The organism is Luteibacter sp., from assembly GCF_051958795.1.
Lineage (GTDB): Bacteria > Pseudomonadota > Gammaproteobacteria > Xanthomonadales > Rhodanobacteraceae > Luteibacter.
The window spans coordinates 1-17,242 of record NZ_JBQCFT010000040.1 but is presented as its reverse complement, the minus strand read 5'-3'; the positions used below and the strand labels follow the sequence as shown (position 1 = coordinate 17,242).

At 65.3% G+C, this 17,242-nt stretch carries 17 protein-coding genes; 13 read left to right on the top strand and 4 right to left on the bottom strand.

What is annotated here, in order from left to right:
- On the bottom strand, nucleotides 1-780 hold a 780-nt coding region (locus tag ACTHLF_RS02470), incomplete at its 3' end, for a Gfo/Idh/MocA family protein (RefSeq protein WP_440324551.1).
- A complete protein-coding gene (locus ACTHLF_RS02465; RefSeq protein WP_440324549.1) occupies nucleotides 773-1,639 on the bottom strand; it encodes a MurR/RpiR family transcriptional regulator in 867 nt (288 codons plus the stop codon). The genes ACTHLF_RS02470 and ACTHLF_RS02465, both read right to left, overlap by 8 nt.
- A 206-nt stretch (nucleotides 1,640-1,845) precedes the next feature.
- Here ACTHLF_RS02465 and ACTHLF_RS02460 point away from each other — a divergent pair, with 206 nt between their 5' ends.
- From ACTHLF_RS02460 to ACTHLF_RS02420, 9 genes are all read left to right on the top strand, one after another.
- Nucleotides 1,846-2,889: a sugar ABC transporter substrate-binding protein gene (locus tag ACTHLF_RS02460; protein ID WP_440324547.1), complete on the top strand. Its 1,044-nt coding sequence runs from the start codon at nucleotides 1,846-1,848 to the stop codon at nucleotides 2,887-2,889.
- Between the two features lie 16 nt (nucleotides 2,890-2,905).
- Complete coding sequence (locus tag ACTHLF_RS02455; protein WP_440324545.1) at nucleotides 2,906-4,066, top strand: ABC transporter permease; 1,161 nt, start codon at nucleotides 2,906-2,908, stop codon at nucleotides 4,064-4,066.
- 11 nt (nucleotides 4,067-4,077) lie between these two features.
- Complete coding sequence (locus ACTHLF_RS02450; protein ID WP_440324543.1) at nucleotides 4,078-4,866, top strand: ATP-binding cassette domain-containing protein; 789 nt, start codon at nucleotides 4,078-4,080, stop codon at nucleotides 4,864-4,866.
- A gap of 14 nt (nucleotides 4,867-4,880) precedes the next feature.
- Nucleotides 4,881-6,854 carry a bifunctional 5-dehydro-2-deoxygluconokinase/5-dehydro-2-deoxyphosphogluconate aldolase gene (locus ACTHLF_RS02445; protein ID WP_440324541.1) on the top strand — a complete coding sequence of 658 codons (1,974 nt, stop codon included), beginning with the start codon at nucleotides 4,881-4,883 and terminating at the stop codon, nucleotides 6,852-6,854.
- Nucleotides 6,851-8,734, top strand: a complete 1,884-nt coding sequence (iolD, locus tag ACTHLF_RS02440; RefSeq protein ID WP_440324539.1) for a 3D-(3,5/4)-trihydroxycyclohexane-1,2-dione acylhydrolase (decyclizing) — start codon at nucleotides 6,851-6,853, stop codon at nucleotides 8,732-8,734. Before ACTHLF_RS02445 ends, iolD begins: the two co-directional genes overlap by 4 nt.
- Nucleotides 8,731-9,639 (top strand): myo-inosose-2 dehydratase, encoded by a 909-nt coding sequence (iolE, locus tag ACTHLF_RS02435; RefSeq protein ID WP_440324537.1) that lies wholly within the window; start codon nucleotides 8,731-8,733, stop codon nucleotides 9,637-9,639. The genes iolD and iolE overlap by 4 nt, the downstream gene beginning before the upstream one ends.
- Nucleotides 9,636-10,433, top strand: coding sequence for a 5-deoxy-glucuronate isomerase (gene iolB / locus ACTHLF_RS02430; RefSeq protein WP_440324535.1), 798 nt, complete (start codon nucleotides 9,636-9,638; stop codon nucleotides 10,431-10,433). Before iolE ends, iolB begins: the two co-directional genes overlap by 4 nt.
- The gene (locus tag ACTHLF_RS02425) at nucleotides 10,415-11,986 is read left to right on the top strand and encodes a CoA-acylating methylmalonate-semialdehyde dehydrogenase (protein ID WP_440324533.1); all 1,572 of its coding nucleotides are present in this window, start codon (nucleotides 10,415-10,417) and stop codon (nucleotides 11,984-11,986) included. Before iolB ends, ACTHLF_RS02425 begins: the two co-directional genes overlap by 19 nt.
- A 129-nt stretch (nucleotides 11,987-12,115) precedes the next feature.
- Nucleotides 12,116-13,426 (top strand): carbohydrate porin, encoded by a 1,311-nt coding sequence (locus tag ACTHLF_RS02420; RefSeq protein WP_440324531.1) that lies wholly within the window; start codon nucleotides 12,116-12,118, stop codon nucleotides 13,424-13,426.
- A 117-nt stretch (nucleotides 13,427-13,543) separates the two neighbouring features.
- On the opposite strand, the gene ACTHLF_RS02415 is transcribed toward ACTHLF_RS02420, so the two are convergent.
- Nucleotides 13,544-13,735 carry a CPXCG motif-containing cysteine-rich protein gene (locus ACTHLF_RS02415; protein ID WP_440324529.1) on the bottom strand — a complete coding sequence of 64 codons (192 nt, stop codon included), beginning with the start codon at nucleotides 13,733-13,735 and terminating at the stop codon, nucleotides 13,544-13,546.
- Between the two features lie 39 nt (nucleotides 13,736-13,774).
- On the opposite strand from ACTHLF_RS02415, the gene ACTHLF_RS02410 reads away from it, so the two are divergent.
- From ACTHLF_RS02410 to msrB, 4 genes are all read left to right on the top strand, one after another.
- Nucleotides 13,775-14,482 carry an HAD family hydrolase gene (locus ACTHLF_RS02410; RefSeq protein WP_440324527.1) on the top strand — a complete coding sequence of 236 codons (708 nt, stop codon included), beginning with the start codon at nucleotides 13,775-13,777 and terminating at the stop codon, nucleotides 14,480-14,482.
- A gap of 69 nt (nucleotides 14,483-14,551) precedes the next feature.
- Nucleotides 14,552-15,511, top strand: coding sequence for a YihY/virulence factor BrkB family protein (locus ACTHLF_RS02405; RefSeq protein WP_440324525.1), 960 nt, complete (start codon nucleotides 14,552-14,554; stop codon nucleotides 15,509-15,511).
- Nucleotides 15,508-15,831 carry a glycine zipper 2TM domain-containing protein gene (locus tag ACTHLF_RS02400; RefSeq protein ID WP_440324523.1) on the top strand — a complete coding sequence of 108 codons (324 nt, stop codon included), beginning with the start codon at nucleotides 15,508-15,510 and terminating at the stop codon, nucleotides 15,829-15,831. The genes ACTHLF_RS02405 and ACTHLF_RS02400 overlap by 4 nt, the downstream gene beginning before the upstream one ends.
- A gap of 78 nt (nucleotides 15,832-15,909) precedes the next feature.
- A complete protein-coding gene (gene msrB / locus ACTHLF_RS02395) occupies nucleotides 15,910-16,521 on the top strand; it encodes a peptide-methionine (R)-S-oxide reductase MsrB (protein ID WP_440324521.1) in 612 nt (203 codons plus the stop codon).
- 132 nt (nucleotides 16,522-16,653) lie between these two features.
- Here msrB and ACTHLF_RS02390 read toward each other — a convergent pair.
- The coding region (locus tag ACTHLF_RS02390; protein ID WP_440324519.1) for a prolyl oligopeptidase family serine peptidase at nucleotides 16,654-17,242 on the bottom strand (589 nt) is incomplete at its 5' end.

The window sequence follows — 17,242 nt, the reverse complement described above, 5'->3', positions numbered from 1 at the left end:
ATGCGAGACCACCTGCGTGGGCGCGACATTACCCGCCTGGAGCATGCCCTTGCTGCCCAGCACTTCGAAACGCTGGTCGTACCCGTAGGCGGCGCGGCGCGAGGTGTTGATCTGACAGAGCCGGCCGCTCTTCGTCCGGATCGTCACCGCGGTCGTATCGATATCGCCGGCACCTTCGATCGCAGGATCGGTGAGGCAGCTGCCGGCGGCATGCACGCTCACCGCTTCCTCGCCCAGGATCCAGCGGAAGATGTCGAAGTCGTGGATCAGCATGTCCTTGAACACGCCGCCAGAGCTCTTGATGTAGTTCACCGGCGGCGCGCCCGGGTCGCGGCTCGTGACGATGAGTACCTCGGGCGTACCGATTTCGCCGTCGTCCAGGCGCTTCTTGAGCGAGGAGAACGTCGGATCGAAGCGACGCTGGAATGCGATCATGCAGACCACGCCCGCCTTCTCGACCGCGGCCTGGCAGGAGCGTGCGCGCTCCACGTCCAGGTCGACGGGCTTCTCGCAGAAGATCGCCTTGCCAGCGGCGGCGGCGCGATGGATCAGGTCCGCGTGCGTGTCGGTGCTCGAGCCGATCACGACGGCGCCTACCGCGGGATCGTTCAGGGCCTCGTCGATACTGGCCACCTTCGCGCCATGCTTGCCTGCCAGCTCCTTCGCCGACGGCTCGTGCACATCGACCACGTAGCGCAGGTGCGCCTCGGGATGGCGCGCGACATTGCCTGCGTGGATCTTGCCGATGCGACCGGCGCCAAAGACCGCGACTTCAATCATCGTATTCTCCTCGGGGAAGGGTTTCTTCAACGGTAAGTTCAAGCTTGTAGGCGAGCGCGACGAACAGGGCCTGGCACAGGCACATCGTGCTGGTGAGGCCGCGGAAGGCGAACGCGCTGCCCTCCTTCACCTTCAGCAGGACATCCGAGTGGCGGGCCAGCGGCCCCAGGTCGCTTTCGGTAATGGCCAGCACCTTCGCGTGGTGTTGCTGCGCGACGCGCATGGCATAAAGCGTCTCGTTCCCGAACGGCGGGAAACTGATGGCGATGAGGGCATCGTTCTTCCCGATGCTGCGCAGCTGCTCGCGGAACATGCCGCCCAGCCCACTGACCAGGTGCACGCGCTTCTGCGTGTGCTGCAGGGCGTAGGCGATGTACGTGGCGATGGCGAAGGAACGGCGCACGCCGATCACGTAGATGTTCTCGGCGGCGGCAAGCGTATCCACTGCCTTCTCGAAGCGCGTTTCGTCGATTTCCGCGGCCAGTTCGTCGAGGCCCATGCGGCTCGCGTCAATGAAGCGCGACGCGATCTCCGCCGCGGGCACGCCGCCCGAGCGGTTCTCGATGACGGTACGGATGCGTTGCTTGTAGCTGCGCGATGGCGAGGCCTGCGCGGTGAACGCATCGCGGAACACGGCCTGCATCTCGCTGAAGCCGGAATAGCCGAAGCGCTGGGCGAAGCGGACCACGGCCGATGCATGGACCCCGGCGCCCTCGGCGATCTCGCCAACGCGCTGGACCATGATCGAACTCCGATGTTCCTCAAGGTACCGGGCTACCCCCTGCAACTGGCGCGGGAGGGCCTCGAATTCCTCGGCGATACGGCTCATCAGGGTATCGGCTTCGCTGCGTTTGGCCATCGGTGGCTCCAACAGGGGTCCGACCGGATTGAAGCACGGCATGGAACATATTTTCCATTTATTTCGATGTTGCAATGCAAGTTGCAACCGTGGAACGGCAGGTCCATGCTCGGTCCGCTTTTCGGCAAAACAGCGGCCGCAGGGCCGCTATCGCTCAGACCGTCCCCGATCCCGACCGGCCGCGCCGGTCCCAAAGTGGAGGCAATATGCGATTCAAACCGTTCCACGCCACGCTGGCAGCCGCCCTCGCCCCGGGCCTCGGCCTTGCCGCCCCGGCCTCCCGGGCGGCCCCCGGCGACCGCTACGTCCTCGTCACCCACGCCGCCGATTCCGATTCCTGGTGGAACACCATCAAGAACTCGATCAAGCAGGCGGGCGAAGACTTTGGTGTCGCCGTCGATTACCGGGGTTCCGGCAACGGCGATCTCGCCGAGATGGCCCGGCAGCTCGAATCCGCCGCGGCGCGCAACTACAAGGGCGTCGCCTTCGACATCGCCAACTTCGACCAGCTCAAGGGCCCCGCCGCGAAAGTCTCGGCCAAGGGTATCCCCATCGTCACGATCAATTCGGGCACACCGCAGGAAAGCGCGAAGATTGGCGCGATCATGCATGTCGGCCAGGGCGAATACGACGCGGGCAAGGCCGCGGGTGAACGGGCGAAGGCCGCCGGCATCAAGAGCTTCGTCTGCGTGAACCACTACGCCACCAACAACGCCTCGTTCGAGCGTTGCCAGGGCTATGCCGATGCCATCGGCGTGAAGGACTGGCGTTCCACCTCCATGATCGATACCGGCATGGACCCGACCGTGGTCTCGTCCAAGCTCACCGCCTACCTGCGCGCCCACCCCAAGACCCAGGCCATCCTGGCACTCGGCCCGAACGCCGCCGAGCCCGCCATCAAGGTCGTGGAAGACCTGCACCTGAAGGGCGCGATCAACTTCGGCACCTTCGATCTCTCGCCCGCGATCATCGCCGGCATCAAGTCCGGCACGATCCAGTACGCGATCGACCAGCAGCCCTACCTGCAGGGCTACATGGGCATCGCCGCGCTGGTCATCGCGCACGACCAGAACACCAAGGACCCGGCAAAGATCATCGCCGCACTCAAGGCCAACCCGAAGTTCCAGGCGCGCCTCAAGGAGTACGACCTCAAGCCCATCTACACCGCCAACGGCGTGAGTTCGGGCCCGGCCTTCGTCACGAAGGAGAACGTCGCCACTGTCGAGAAGTACGCCGGCCAGTACCGCTGACCGACGGGAGAACCCCATGAGCGCCATCAACGAGAGCGTTACCCACATGATCCAGCGTCAGCGCGCGAATGCGCAGGAAGCCGCCAAACCCACGGATGAACGCGTACGGAAGATATCCCCGTGGCGCGTACTGCTCGATCGGCCCGAACTGGGCTCCATCGCCGGCACCGTGCTGGTCTTCGTCTTCTTCGCCTTCACCGCGGGCGACTCGGGCATGTTCGCGCTCGATGGCGTCATCAATTGGGCCAAGGTGGCGGCGTACCTCGGCATCCTCGCCGTGGGCGCCTGCCTGCTGATGATCGCCGGCGAATTCGACCTTTCCATCGGCTCCATGATCGGTTTCGCCGGCGTCGTCGTCGCCATTCCACCCATGTACCTGGGCTGGCCGCTATGGGCCTCGGTCATCGCGGCCTTCCTGGTGTGCATGGCGCTGGGCTGGCTCAACGGCTACCTGGTGGTACGTACGAAGCTGCCGTCGTTCATCGTCACCCTCGCTTTCATGTTCGTGCTGCGCGGGCTCACCCTCGTGCTTTCCACGACGTTCGCGAACAGCACCATCGTGAGCGGCGTCGGCAGCAAGTTCGATGAATCCCCCTTCGTCTCCGCGCTGTTCTCGGGCACGACGATGCACGGCCTGTTCGCGTTCCTCGCCTCGCACGGCGTCATCGATTCGTTCCCCAATGGTGAACCGGTCGTCGGCGGCATCCCCAAGGTGCTGCTGTGGTGGATCGCACTCGCCGTCGTCGCCGGCTTCGTGCTCGCCCGCACCCGCTTCGGTAACTGGATCTACACCGTGGGCGGCGATGCCAATGCCGCCAAGAACGTCGGCGTACCCGTACGCAGGGTGAAGATCTCGCTGTTCGTGCTCACCGCCTTCTGCGCCTGCCTGTTCGGCGTGCTGCAGGTGGCCGAGTTCGGCTCTGCCGCTTCGGATCGCGGCCTGCAGAAGGAGTTCGAGGCGATCATCGCCGTCGTCATCGGCGGCACGCTGCTCACCGGCGGCTTCGGCTCGGTCATCGGTGCCTGCTTCGGCGCCATCATCTTCGGCGTCGTGCAGATCGGCATCTCGTACACCAACATCGATTCGGATTGGTACCGCGTCTTCCTCGGCGGCATGCTGCTGATCGCGGTGCTGTTCAACCACTACATCCGCAGCCGCGCTGCGAGCACGAAGTGAGGGCGGCTCCCATGGCCAGTGATTACATCCTCGAACTCGATAACGTCAGCAAATTCTTCGGCACGGTCATCGCCCTGCAGGGCGTCACGCTGAAGCTGAAGCGCGGCGAGGTCCATTGCCTGCTCGGCGATAACGGCGCCGGCAAGTCCACGCTGATCAAGACCCTGGCCGGCGTGCACCAGCCCAGCAGCGGCGATTACCGGGTCGACGGCGAGTCGGTGAAGTTCAAGTCGCCGCGCGAAGCGCTCGATCGCGGCATCGCGACCGTTTACCAGGACCTCGCGCTGGTCCCGCTGATGAGCGTCGCGCGGAATTTCTTCGCCGGCCGCGAGCCCCGCCGCCGCATGTTCGGCGTGCTGAACGTGCTGGACATGAAGTACGCGAACGAAACCGCACGCGACAAGCTGGCCGAGATGGGCATCCACGTGCGCGATGCCAGCCAGCCGGTCGGCACCATGTCCGGCGGCGAGCGGCAGTGCCTCGCCATCGCGCGCGCCATCCACTTCGGCGCCAAGGTGCTCATCCTCGACGAGCCCACCGCGGCGCTCGGCGTCAAGCAGAGCTGCAACGTACTCAAGCTGATCCACAAGGCCCGCGAACGCGGCATCTCGGTGATCTTCATCACCCATAACGTGCACCACGCCTACCCCATCGCGGACAGCTTCACGCTGCTCAACCGCGGCCAGTCCATGGGCACCTTCGCGAAGACCGACATCACGAAGGAAGAAGTGCTCGACATGATGGCCGGCGGTACCGAGATCCAGAGCCTGGTCGATGAACTGGAAGGCCGCGCGGCCTGAAGACCCCTATACCTATGCGTAGTCCTCTCCCCCGCTCCACCTCCCGCCCCATCGATGTCGCCTGCCTCGGCCGGCTCGCGGTGGATCTCTATGCCCAACAGATCGGCGCGCGCCTCGAGGATGTCACCAGCTTCGCCAAGTACCTCGGCGGCTCGTCGGCCAACGTGGCGTTCGGCACTGCACGGCTCGGGCTGCGCTCGGCCATGCTCTCGCGCGTCGGCGACGACCAGATGGGCACGTTCCTCCTGGAAACGCTCGCCGGCGAAGGCTGCGATGTCAGTCAGGTCAGGGTCGATCCCGAGCGGCTCACGGCGCTCGCCATCCTCGGCATCAAGGACAGCACTACCTTCCCGCTGCTGTTCTATCGCGAAAACTGCGCGGACATGGCCCTGCAGGCCGATGACATCCACGAGGACTTCATCGCGGGCTGCCGCGCGCTCGCGATCACCGGCACCCATCTCTCGCAGCCGGGCGTGCTGGCGGCCAGCCAGCGGGCGCTCGAGCTCGCGCGGAAGCATGACGTGCGCACGGTGCTCGATATCGACTACCGCCCGGTGCTGTGGGGCCTGACCGGCCGCGGCAACGGCGAGCAGCGTTTCGTCGCCGCGGAACATGTCACGAAGCATCTCCAGGCCAACCTGCCCTTGTTCGACCTGATCGTCGGTACGGAGGAAGAGTTCCACATCGCCGGCGGCAGCGAGGACCTGCTCAGCGCGCTGCGTGCCGTGCGCAGCGTCTCCGATGCAACGCTCGTGGTGAAGCGCGGGCCGCTCGGCTGCTCGATCGTCGAGGGCGCCATTCCCACGGATATCGACGAGGCACCGACCTATCGTGGCGCGCGCGTAGAGGTCCTCAACGTGCTCGGCGCGGGCGACGCCTTCCTTTCCGGCTTCCTGGCGGGCTGGCTCAGCGGCGAAACGGTGGAAAAGGCCTGCGCGTGGGCGAACGCCAGCGGCGCGATCGTGGTCTCGCGCCATGCGTGCGCACCTGCGATGCCGTGCCGCGCCGAGCTCGACGCGTTCCTCTCGCGCGAAGGCGGCATTCCACGCCCCGACCTCGATGCCGAGCTGTCGCACCTGCATCGCGCCGCGGTGCCGCGAAAGGCCTGGCAGGAACTCTACGTATTCGCGTTCGATCACCGCACGCCCTTCTTCGAACTCGCGCGCGAGGCCGGTGCGGACGAGTCGCGCCTGCCGAGGCTGAAGACCCTGCTCGTCGAGGCCGTGGCCGCGACCGAACGCGAGAACGGCCTGGCCGGCCATATCGGCCTGTTGATCGACGATCGCTACGGGCAGGATGCGTTGAACGCCGCCACCGGCCGCGGCTGGTGGATCGGGCGCCCCGTCGAGGTCCCGGGTTCGAACCCGCTGGAGTTCGAGCGTGGCCGCTCCATCGGCAGCCAGCTGGTGAGCTGGCCGCGCGAGCACGTGATCAAGTGCCTCGTGCAGTTCGATCCGGATGCAGACCCGCTGCACCGCGTCGAGCAGGAAACCCAGTTGCTCTCGCTGTACGACGCTGCGAAGACGAGCGGCCACGAGCTGCTGCTCGAGGTCATACCGCCGGGCTGCACCAGCCAGGCCCAGCGTGACGACCTCGTCCTGCGTTCCATGAAGCGCATCTACAACCTCGGCATCCGGCCCGACTGGTGGAAGCTCTGCCCGCCCCAGGGCGAAGCATGGGCGGCTATCGATGCGCTGATCGCCGAGCGCGATCCGTTCTGCCGCGGCGTGCTGCTGCTTGGCCTCAACGCGCCGGCGGACTCCCTCGCCGCCGGCTTCGCGGAAGCGGCTGGCAGCAGCACCTGCCGCGGCTTCGCGGTCGGCCGCACGCTGTTCTGTGAGCCGGCGAAGGCCTGGCTGGCGGGCAAGATCGACGACGCCGCGTTGATCGACCAGGCGCGCGCCGCGTTCGAAGCGATGATCCGCGCATGGCGGCAAGGTGCCCGCCGCGATGCGTCCCAGCCGGTGAAGGAAGGCGCAACCGCATGACCGACACGATCCGCCTGACCACCGCCCAGGCGTTGGTGCGCTACCTCCAGGCGCTCTATGCCCGCGATGCGGATGCCGAGGAGGCTGAACCGCTCTTCGCCGGTGTCTTCGCCATCTTTGGCCACGGCAACGTGGCAGGCCTCGGCGAGGCGCTATACGAGGTGCGCGAGAGCTTCCCCACGTTCCGCGCCCACAACGAACAGGCGATGGCGCACGCCGCCATCGCCTACGCGAAAGCCAGCATGCGGCGGCAGATGATGGCGGTCACCACATCGCTCGGCCCCGGCGCGACCAACCTGGTCACGGCCGCGGCGCTGGCCCATGTGAACCGCCTGCCCGTCCTGCTCCTGCCGGGTGATATCTTCGTCTCGCGCGCACCGGATCCCGTGCTCCAGCAGCTGGAGGACTTCGGCGACGGCACGGTATCGGTGAACGACTGTTTCCGGCCGGTCTCCCGCTACTTCGACCGGATCGTGCGGCCCGAGCAGTTGCTCACCGCACTCCCCCGTGCCGTGCGCGCCCTGACGGATCCCGCCTTGTGCGGGCCGGTCACGCTAGCGTTGCCGCAGGATGTCCAGGCCGAGGCCTACGATTTCCCGCTGTCCTTCTTCGAACCGCGCGAGATCGTGTTCCGCGCACCGCAGCCCACCGATGACGAGCTCATGGTGGCGCTGGACGCGATTGAAGCTTCGGAGCGGCCGGTGATCATCGCCGGCGGCGGCGCGCTGTACGCGAAAGCCACGCCGGAGCTCCTCGCCTTCGCCGACAGGCACGGCGTGCCGGTATGCGAAACGCAGGCCGGCAAGGGTGCGATGCCGTGGAACCATCCGCTCCAGCTGGGCCCCGCGGGCGTCTGCGGCTCCACCGCGGCCAATGCACTGCTTCGCGATGCCGACCTGATCATCGCCGTCGGCACCCGCCTGCAGGATTTTACGACCGGGTCCAATGCGCTGTTCCGGCATATCCCGATCCTTTCGGTCAACGTCAACGCCTTCGATTCGCTCAAGGGCGATGGCATCGAGGTGATCGGCGATGCCGCCCAGGTCCTCGACGACCTGAGCTTCGGACTGGAAGACTGGGCCGCCCCCGAGGGCTGGACCCAGCGGGCCAGCGAGGCCGCCCGCGAATGGGTGGACATCGTCGACCGCATCACCGGCCAGCGCGCCCCCCCTCCGGGTCGCCTGCCCTATGACGGTGAAGTCATCGGGGCGGTCCAGCGTTCCTCCACCACCTCGGCCATGAGCGACATCGTCGTCTGCGCGGCCGGCACGCTACCGGCGGAACTGGAGAAGCTGTGGCGCACCGAAACGCCCGGCGGTTACCACATGGAATACGGCTACTCGTGCATGGGTTACGAGATCGCCGGCGGCCTGGGCGTCAAGATGGCCGAGCCCGACCGAGAGGTCATCGTCATGGTGGGTGACGGTAGCTACCTCATGATGAACTCCGAGATCGCCACCTCGGTGATGCTCGATGCCAAGCTCATCATCGTGCTGCTCGACAACCGCGGCTACGGCTGCATCAACCGGTTGCAGCAAGCAACGGGCGGTGCCCCGTTCAACAACATGTTCGATAACTGCCTGCAAGGGCCGCACGGCGCACCACCCATCGATTTCGCGGCGCACGCCCGCGCGCTCGGAGCCATCGCCGAGCACGTCGCGGACATCGCCGGGCTCGAAGCGGCGCTGCAACGCGCACGCGCCGCCGACCGCACCTATCTCATCAGCATCGATACGGACCACACGCGCACCACCGAGGAAGGCGGCGTATGGTGGGACGTGGCGGTGCCGGAAGTCTCCACGCGGGATGCCGTACGCGATGCGCGTAGCGGCTACGAGACCGCCACCGTGGCCCGCAAGGCCAGGAACACGCCAGCATGAAGAACGATCCCATCCGCATCGGCATCAACCCGATCTCGTGGAGCAACGACGACCTGCCCTCCCTGGGCGGCGAGACGCCGTTGTCCACCGCGCTCAGCGAAGGCACGGCGATCGGCTACGAAGGCTTCGAGCTCGGCAACAAGTTCCCGCGGGAACCGGCGGCACTTCGCGAGCTCATGGCCGGGTACGGCCTCGACGTGGTCAGCGGCTGGTACTCCGGACGCGCCGCGGTGCGCCCCGCGAAGGACGAGATCGTGGCGGTGGAGCAACACCTGCGCCTCCTCGCCGAGAACGGCTGCCAGGTCATGGTCTACGGCGAGGTGGCGAATGCGATCCAGGGCGAGCCGCATCCGCTGTACAAGCGCCCGCGCTTCCGCACGGCCGATGAGTGGAAACGCTACGGCGATAACCTGACCGAGTTCGCGAAGTTCACGCTCTCGCGCGGCGTGCGCCTGGCGTACCACCACCACATGGGTGCGTACGTCGAATCACCCGATGATGTCGACCAGCTCATGGCGCATACCGGTGACGAAGTCGGGCTGCTGTTCGATAGCGGGCATACGTATTTCGGCGGCGGCGATCCGGTCAAGGTGCTCGAGAAGCACATCGCGCGCATCTGCCACGTGCACTGCAAGGATGTGCGTCCCGGCGTCGTGCGGCTCGCCCGCAACCGTCACTGGACCTTCCTGGAATCGGTGCTCAATGGCGCCTTTACCGTGCCCGGTGATGGCGTCATCGATTTCGCCGGCATCATCCAGCGACTGAAGGCGCACGGCTACAAGGGATGGCTCGTCGTCGAGGCCGAGCAGGATCCGTCCGTGGCTCCGAGCTATGCCTATGCGGAAAAGGGCTACCAGACCCTGCGCTCGCTGCTCGATGGCGAGCCCATGAAGGAGGTCGCATGAGCCTCCTCGTCAAGGCTTCCCCGCAGGGCGAAGCAATCGTCACTGTCACGCCGGAGTCGGCGCACTGGAAGCACGTGGGATTCGCGGCCCGCCGGATGAAGCGTGGCGAGACGACCACGCTGAAGCTGCCGGCCGATCGCGAGGGGTGTCTCGTCGTGTTGACGGGAACCGTCGACATTACCGTCGGTGAGCAAGCCTGGTCCAACCTCGGTGGACGCGCCAGCGTCTTCGATGAGCAATCGACCCACGCCGTCTACGCGCCTCCTTCGTCGACATATACGGTGCACGCGCACGACGATGCCGAGCTAGCCCTCGCCAGCGCACCCGCATCCGGCCGGTTCAAGGCGCGCCTGATCGAGCCCTCCACCATGAAGCGTTCGGTGCGCGGCACCGGCGCCAACACGCGCTATGTCTGCGACATCCTTCCCGAAACCGAACAGGCCGAGTCGCTGCTCGTGGTGGAAGTGCTGACGCCTGCCGGCCACTCCTCGAGTTACCCACCGCACAAGCACGACACCGACAACCTGCCGGAAGAGAGCGTGCTCGAGGAAACCTACTACCACCGCATCGACCCGCCGCAGGGCTTCGCGTTCCAGCGCGTGTACACCGATGAGCGCGATATCGATGAATCGATGGCCGTCGGCGACCACGATGTCGTCATGGTGCCGCGCGGCTACCACCCCGTCGTCATGCCGCACGGGTACCGCGGCTACTACCTCAATGTCATGGCCGGTCCCCGCCGCGAATGGCACTTCCGCAATGACCCCGCCCACGAATGGATGATCGCGCGCTAGAGCGCGCGATTGGAGAAGCACGAACCATGTCCGCCCAGCCTGAAACGAACAGCACCCTGTACCGCATCGGCCACTTCATCGCCGGCACGACCTACGCCGGATCCCCCGCCGGCACCGCCCCCGTCTACAACCCGGCAAACGGCCGCGTCGCCGCCGAAGTCGATCTTGCCTCCGTGGCGGATGTCGACACCGCGGTGCAGGCCGCGCACGCCGCGTTCCGCGCATGGGCCGAAACACCGCCTCTGAAGCGTGCGCGCGTGATGTTCCGCTTCAAGGAACTGATTGAACGCGACATGGACAAGCTCGCACGCATCATCGTCGCCGAGCACGGCAAGGTGCTCTCCGATGCGAAGGGCGAAATCATCCGCGGCCTCGAGGTGGTCGAATACGCTTGTGGTATCCCCGAGCTGCTCAAGGGTGAGTACACCGAGCAGATCGCCAACGGCATCGATGCGTGGACGATGCGCCAGGCGGTCGGTGTCTGCGCAGGCATCACGCCGTTCAACTTCCCCGCCATGGTGCCCATGTGGATGTTCCCCATGGCGATCGCCTGCGGCAACACGTTCGTGCTGAAGCCTTCCGAGCGCGACCCTTCTCTCGCCGTGGAACTCGCGGTACTGCTGAAGGAGGCCGGACTCCCCGACGGTGTCTTCAACGTGGTGCACGGTGACAAGACGGCAGTCGACGCACTGCTCGACCATCCGCTCGTGCAGGCCGTGAGTTTTGTCGGTTCCACACCCATCGCCGAGTACATCTATGCGCGCGGCACCGCAAAGGGCAAGCGCGTCCAAGCCTTGGGTGGGGCCAAGAATCATATGATTGTGATGCCCGACGCGGATCTCGATCGCACCACGGATGCCCTGATGGGCGCGGGATACGGCGCGGCTGGTGAACGCTGCATGGCCATTTCGGTCGTCGTTGCCGTGGGCGATGCCACGGCGGACGCGCTGGTGGCGCGACTCAAGCCGCGCGTCGAATCGCTGCGCATCGGCCAGGGACTGGACGAAACCGTCGAGATGGGTCCCGTGGTCACGGCGGTGCATCGCGACCGGATCACGGGCTACATCGACGATGGCGAAGCCGCCGGCGCCGAGCTCGTCGTCGACGGTCGCGGCTACCAGGTTGCCGGCTGTGAACAAGGCTTCTTTGTTGGCGGAACATTGTTCGATCACGTCACGCCGACCATGCGAATTTACAAGGAAGAGATATTTGGACCGGTACTCTGCGTGGTGCGCGTTGCCGATTTCGCGACTGCGCTGAAGCTGGTCAACGAGCACGAATTTGGCAACGGCACGTCGATCTTCACGCGGGATGGACAAGTCGCGCGCGAATTTTCTCACCGCGTCCAGGTCGGAATGATCGGCATCAACGTACCCATTCCCGTACCGATGGCGTTCCACAGTTTTGGTGGGTGGAAGAAGAGCCTGATGGGCGATCACCATGCGCACGGCCCGGAATCCGTACGTTTCTACACGCGACAGAAGGCCGTTACACAGCGTTGGCTGAACCACGATGAAAGCGCTGGCGCAGAATTCGCGATGCCCACCCTTTAGTATGACAAAACGTATATATTGCGTCGGTTGTGTGCACTGAAAATGTTGTGCAACGCAACTGGAATAAACAAAAAGCAAGTACGAAAAAGCGTAACTTTTTTGGTTTTTTAGTTTCAGGGAGAAGGGTTCATGCTTACGAATCTGATCAAGCGTCCACTCGCGGCAATGATGCTGGCGGGTCTCGCGTTCGCCAGCACCGCCCATGCAGACGACGCATCCAGCAGCAAATATCTCTTCGGCGACTGGGGTGGCGAGCGCACCCGGCTCGCTGACAAGGGCATCACGTTCGACTTCGGCTACGGCTTCGAAGCCGCGCACAACTACTCCGGCGGCGATCGCAACATCACCCGCTACACCGACCAGTGGAAGTTCGGCGCCTCGTTCGACCTGCAGAAGCTGTGGGGCTGGGACGGCGCCAAATTCAACGTCATGGTCACCGACCGTAACGGCCGCGACATCGGTGCCGATGCGAACATCGGCAACAACCAGCTGATCCAGGAAGTGTATGGCCGCGGCCAGACCTGGCATCTCACCATCCTGTCGCTCGAACAGAAGTTCTTCGATGGCAGGCTGAGCTGGAAGCTGGGCCGCCTGCCCGTCGGCGAGGACATCAACAACTTCTCGTGCGACTTCATGAACCTGTCGTTCTGCGGCGCGCAGCCGGGTAACGTGGTCGGCGACTACTGGATCAACTGGCCGACCAGCCAGTGGGCCACCGTACTGAAGTACAACACCAGCGACGAAACCTTCGTGCAGCTGGCCGCGTACCAGATGAACCCGAAGTACCCGGATGATGGCTACGCCCGCCGCAACGGCTGGAAGCCCGGCTTCCCGAGTGGCACCACGGGCGCACTCATTCCGCTGGAGTTCGGCTGGAAGCCCACGATCAACGGCCTGCCCGGCTCGTACCGCGTCGGCGTCTGGTACAACAACGCGGGCGGTGACGACCTGTACCTCAATGACCAGCACCAGCCGCTCGTCGAGTTTGGCGGCACACCACTGCAGCACTCGTCACGCCAGGGTGCGTGGATCACGTTCCAGCAGCAGGTGTCGGGCGTTGCCGGTGGCAAGGGCACCACGGTGTTCCTCAACGTCACCGCGGCCGACCATTCGACCTCCGCGACCCAGAACCAGGTCTCGCTCGGCATGGAGTACAAGGGCATCTTCGATCGCCCGAACGACTTCATCGGCGCCGCGTTCGCTGCGACGCATGCCAACGGCCTCACGGCACGCAACCAGCGCCTGCAGAACGAGCTGTACCCGGATAACCCGGTGTTCGTGAACAGCGGTTCCGAGAAAGTGGCTGAAGTGTTCTACAGCTGGTCGCCGATCCCGTCGATCGCGATCCGCCCGAACCTCCAGTACATCAAGGATCCAGGCGGCAGCAAGGACCGCGATGACGCGTTCATCCTGGGCCTGAAGACCAGCGTCGCGTTCTAAACGCGACGCGCGTAGGAGCCCACCCTGTGGGCGACATCTTTCGCGATACCGCCACAGATCCTGTGGCGCATTGGCGAACGGCGTCGCTCACAGGGTGAGCTCCTACGAAGTTTTCGATTACCCGTCGTTCTCAGCCGACGCCGTCAGGTCGTAGGTGTCATCACCCTCGTCCACCACCAGCCGCATCACGATCGGCCTGCAGCACACCTGGCAGTCCTCGGTATAGGTCTGGCTGCCGGCCGAGGTATCCACGGCCACCTCGATGGTCTCCCCGCAGTACGGGCAAGCGATATCAGTGAATTCGTACATGGCGCTATCCTAGCGCGGTACGTTCCACGAGATACCCCCATGATCGAACTGATCGGCTTCGACGGCGACGATACCCTCTGGCACAGCCAGGAGTTCTACGACCGCGCCCAGGACGCCTTCGAGGCCATCCTCGGCAAGTACATCGACCTTGAAAGCGGCGGCCTGCGCGATAGCCTGCTGGCCACGGAGCGCGGCAACATCGCCCTGTTCGGCTACGGCGCCAAGGGCATGACGCTCTCGATGATCGAGTCCGCGATCGAGCTCACCGACGGCCGGATCGAGGCCCGCGACATCCACAAGATCGTACGGCTGGGCAAGGACGTACTCGCCCATCCCGTCGAACTCCTGCCCGGCATCCGCGAGGCGGTAGAGCGCGTGGCGAAGACCCACCGGGTGGTGCTGATCACCAAGGGCGACCTGTTCCACCAGGAATACAAGGTAGCCCGCTGCGGCCTGGCCGACGTCTTCCACCGCATTGAGATTGTCTCCGAGAAGGATCCGGCGGCGTACGAACGCCTGTTCCGCGAGTTCGAGATCACCCCGGCCCGCTTCGCCATGGTGGGCAACTCCCTGAAATCCGACATCGCCCCGGTCATTGAGCTCGGCGGTTGGGGCGTTTACATGCCCTACCACAGCACCTGGGCCCACGAGGTGGTCGCTGGCTTCACCATGACCGACCGGGTCATCGAGGTGCACGGGGCCGAGGGCATCCCGGCGGCTATCGATCGTATGGATCTCGCGGCCTGATAGCGCGGGTCCACGTTTTTTTCGCGCGCCAACACCCACCCTGTGGGCGGACCGACGAAAGGAGCCCCGGTGGACCGCAGGATCAACCTCGGCTGGCAAGTGGTACGCACGACGGCGAAGGGTTTCAGCGACGACGAGCTGATGACCCGCGCGGCGGCCCTCGCCTTCTATTCCGCGCTGTCATTCGCCCCGCTGCTGGTGCTCTTGCTGTGGGTCGTGGCGTCGTTGCGCCCCGAGTGGCAGGCCCAGCTGATCGATAGCCTGAACGGCCTGGTCGGGCCGCGCGCATCCGACGCGGTCAAGCTGGTGATCGAGAACGCCAAGCAGCGGCCCAGCGTCGGCAGCATGGCCGGCCTGGTCGGCCTCGGCGTGACCCTGGTCGGCGCCTCGGCGGTGTTCGCCCAGTTACAGGGCGCCCTGAACCGGGTCTGGAGCCTGCAGCCGCGGCCGGGCAACACCAGCCGCGCCATCCTTGGCTGGCTGCGCGCCCGCCTGCATGCGCTGGGCCTGCTGCTGTCCCTGGCCTTCCTGCTGGTCATCTCGTTCTCGGCAAGCGCCATGATCGCGGTGTTCGTGCGCGGCGGTACCGTGGGCTGGCACGTGCTGGAGATGGTCATCTCCTTCGGGGTCTTCATCCTGATCTTCGGCGCGATCTACAAGGTGCTGCCCGATGCCATCATCGAATGGCGCGACGCCTTCATCGGCGCATCGCTTACCGCCCTGCTCTTCGTGGTCGGCAAATATGCCATCGGCATTTATCTCGAGCGCAGCAATGTCGGTGGCCCTTATGGCCCCGCCGGTGGCGTGGTCGTGCTGCTCGTCTGGGTCTATTACTCCGCCTTGATCCTGCTGCTCGGCGCGGAGCTCACCGAGGCCGTCGCGGAGGCACGCGGAACGCCGATTAAACCGCGGCCGTACGCGATGTCGACGCGACCCGCATATACAGGACCTGTTGACCCCTCCGTCACGACACCGGCGGTATCCCTGAAATCCGTTGACACACCGGTTCAGAAGGAGGACCCGACATGAAGAAGCCCCTCATTGCCCTGGCCACCCTCGCCGTCGCCCTCGGCGCCGCCGCGCCCGCCATGGCCCGCCACCAGGTCTGCAGGGACGTCGAGGTGAAGCAGATCAATTCGAAGGATGACAACCGCCTGTTCGGTACCGGCGTAGGTGCCGTAGCCGGCGGCCTGCTCGGCCACCAGGTCGGTGGCGGCAAGGGCAAGACCCTGGCGACGGTGGGCGGCGCAGTCGCTGGCGGCTACGTGGGTAACCAGGTGCAGAAGAACCACCAGGACAAGAACGCGTCGTACCACACCGAGCGGCAGTGCCACTGGGTCGACGACTGAGCGTGTAAGGTAAACCCAACACGGCCGGTCTTTCGGAAAGGGTGCCCCTCGGCGCCCTTTCCTGCTTCCGGAGGTCTCATGCGTAGCAACGATCCCGATCGCCGCCGGTTCCTGGGCGTGTTCGCCACCGCCGCGGCCGCGGCGATCCCCCTGCCGTTCATCTTCAAGGCGACGCGCCCGGCCATGGCGGTCGAGGCACCGAAGCCGTTCCAGCCGGGCAACGTGACGCTGGATTGCTTCGCGCCGGACAAGAAGCCGCTTGGGACGTGCGTCGAGGCCAAGGTGGTGCTTACCGACGAACAGTGGCGGGCGAAGCTGGACAGCCGCTCGTACTACGTCACCCGCCACGAAGGCACCGAGCCGCCGTATACCGGCCCCGGCTGGGATCGCCACGATAACGGCCTGTACCGCTGCATCGGCTGCGATACCGCCCTGTTCGATTCGGCCACGAAGTTCGACTCGGGCACGGGCTGGCCCAGCTTCTGGCAGCCGATCTCGAAGCGGAACATCGTGCAGAGCGATGACCGGAGCTTGGTGGAAGATCGCACCGCGGTGAACTGCGCCCGTTGCGGTGCGCACCTGGGCCACGTCTTCGATGACGGCCCGGACCCGACAGGGCTGCGTTACTGCATGAACGCGGTGGCGATGCACTTTGTGCCGATCCCCGGCGTGCACATCACCCTTTCATAAAACCACTGCGCTGCCAAAACGTCGTAGGAGCCCACCCTGTGGGCGACGCCCTTCGCTAAAGAGCCACATGACTTGCGGCGTGATCGCGAAAGACGTCGCCCACTGGGTGGGCTCCTACGATAGCGGCGCGCCTTAGCGCGTCGCTTCCATCGGCGTCAGCTTGAATTCCTTCGGCGGGGTTTCACCCTTGAGGTAACGCACGAAGTAATCCCAGCGGCGGCGTGTCATGTACTGCGTGGCGGCGCCGTAGCCGTGGTGGGCGTTGGGGATCATGACCAGGTCAAAATCCTTGTTCGCCTTGATCAGCGCATCGACGACCAGCAGGGTCTCGTACGGCGGGACGTTATCGTCTGACGTGCCGTGCGCCATCATCAGGTGGCCCTTCAGGCCGTCCACCCACTTCTGGTTCGCCTGGTCGTCGTAGTTCGACTTGCCGTCCTTGTCCTTGACCAGCAGGCCCTGCCACTTCTCAGCCCAGTCGTCCTCGTAGTTGCGGTTGTCGTGGTTGCCCGACTCCGAGATGCCGACCTTGAAGGTATCCGCGTAGCGGAACATCGCCGTCGCCGTGGCGTTGCCGCCGCCGGAATGGCCCCAGATACCGACGCGCTCACCATCGATCCACGGGTTCTGCTTCACCAGCTGCTTCACCGCCGCCACCTGGTCGGGCAGCGTGTTGTCGCCGATGTTCTGGAAGTACGCATCGTGGAACGCCTTCGAGCGC

Excerpts from the sequence above, each read along its gene's own strand:
- iolD (WP_440324539.1), top strand. The coding sequence starts at position 6,851 with ATGACCGACACGATCCGCCTGACCACCGCCCAGGCGTTGGTGCGCTAC.
- ACTHLF_RS02465 (WP_440324549.1), bottom strand. The coding sequence starts at position 1,639 with ATGGCCAAACGCAGCGAAGCCGATACCCTGATGAGCCGTATCGCCGAG.
- ACTHLF_RS02425 (WP_440324533.1), top strand. The coding sequence starts at position 10,415 with ATGGATGATCGCGCGCTAGAGCGCGCGATTGGAGAAGCACGAACCATG.
- ACTHLF_RS02400 (WP_440324523.1), top strand. The coding sequence starts at position 15,508 with ATGAAGAAGCCCCTCATTGCCCTGGCCACCCTCGCCGTCGCCCTCGGC.
- ACTHLF_RS02420 (WP_440324531.1), top strand. The coding sequence starts at position 12,116 with ATGCTTACGAATCTGATCAAGCGTCCACTCGCGGCAATGATGCTGGCG.
- ACTHLF_RS02445 (WP_440324541.1), top strand. The coding sequence starts at position 4,881 with ATGCGTAGTCCTCTCCCCCGCTCCACCTCCCGCCCCATCGATGTCGCC.
- ACTHLF_RS02410 (WP_440324527.1), top strand. The coding sequence starts at position 13,775 with ATGATCGAACTGATCGGCTTCGACGGCGACGATACCCTCTGGCACAGC.
- ACTHLF_RS02460 (WP_440324547.1), top strand. The coding sequence starts at position 1,846 with ATGCGATTCAAACCGTTCCACGCCACGCTGGCAGCCGCCCTCGCCCCG.
- msrB (WP_440324521.1), top strand. The coding sequence starts at position 15,910 with ATGCGTAGCAACGATCCCGATCGCCGCCGGTTCCTGGGCGTGTTCGCC.
- ACTHLF_RS02455 (WP_440324545.1), top strand. The coding sequence starts at position 2,906 with ATGAGCGCCATCAACGAGAGCGTTACCCACATGATCCAGCGTCAGCGC.
- iolB (WP_440324535.1), top strand. The coding sequence starts at position 9,636 with ATGAGCCTCCTCGTCAAGGCTTCCCCGCAGGGCGAAGCAATCGTCACT.
- ACTHLF_RS02415 (WP_440324529.1), bottom strand. The coding sequence starts at position 13,735 with ATGTACGAATTCACTGATATCGCTTGCCCGTACTGCGGGGAGACCATC.
- iolE (WP_440324537.1), top strand. The coding sequence starts at position 8,731 with ATGAAGAACGATCCCATCCGCATCGGCATCAACCCGATCTCGTGGAGC.
- ACTHLF_RS02450 (WP_440324543.1), top strand. The coding sequence starts at position 4,078 with ATGGCCAGTGATTACATCCTCGAACTCGATAACGTCAGCAAATTCTTC.